Genomic DNA, 908 nt, shown 5'->3' on the forward strand with positions numbered 1-908 from the left:
CAGTACGATACTTGGTTAAATTATCAGTTTCTAGGTCATTTGTAGTTTGTTCATTCATAGTAATACTCCTCTTTTTATTAATAGATTTTAACTCCGAAGGAATTGTAACTCCATCTGCAAGACCTATTTCTACTGCTTTCTCGCCAAAATATAGCCCTGCCTCTGTTGATCGAATCTTTTCAATTGAAAGACCTCTGTTTCTTGCTATTAGCTGCACAAACATTTCATATAGTCGGTCTACTTCTTTTTGTAAGCTTCCCAGACTTTCAGACGTCACTGGCTCATGCGGGTTTAAATCATTCTTTCGACTACCAGCAAAGATTGTGGTGTACTTAATACCTTGCTTTTCATCAAACCTACTTTGATCTATATGACTTGCTATTACCCCTATACTTCCAACTCCTGAAGTGCGGGTAAGAAAAATCTTTTCAGCACTAGAAGCTATAGCGTACGCTGCAGAATATGCATCATCATTTGCTATCGCTATTATCCTCTTTTTTTCCCTTGCATTGTAAATAAAATCAGCAAGATCAAACACTCCATTGACCTCTCCTCCAGGACTGTCTATATCCAACAGGATTGTTTCTATATCACTATCTTCTATTGCTTGTGTAATTTGTGCTTCTATTTGATTATAGGAAGTCATTCCCAAAATATCATCAAAAGCTTCTGACTTTTTTGTCAAGATCCCATGTATCGGTATTATTCCTCTTTCACTATTTCTTACTGCATGTTTTATATTTTTAAAGATGGGCTGCTTTCCTGTTTGTAGTAACAGTAATTCAAAACTCCTCGGTTCTACCATTACACATCTGTTTAGCCATTGTTGTTTCATATCACCTCTTGATTGGCCGTAACGTCAGAATCAAAACTTAAGCCCAGTTCACTTGCACGTCTTTGATCTTCTG

1 protein-coding gene is annotated in these 908 nt (G+C 36.8%); it reads right to left on the bottom strand.

Annotation, left to right across the window (positions count from 1 at the left end):
• Nucleotides 1-835 (bottom strand): S49 family peptidase (locus tag ACIPNH_RS00675; RefSeq protein WP_400770940.1); only part of this gene is annotated, 835 nt, incomplete at its 3' end.
• Between the last annotated feature and the right edge of the window lie 73 nt (nucleotides 836-908).

This window comes from Wolbachia endosymbiont of Drosophila barbarae (assembly GCF_044752445.1).
In the GTDB taxonomy this organism is placed as follows: Bacteria; Pseudomonadota; Alphaproteobacteria; order Rickettsiales; family Anaplasmataceae; genus Wolbachia; species Wolbachia pipientis.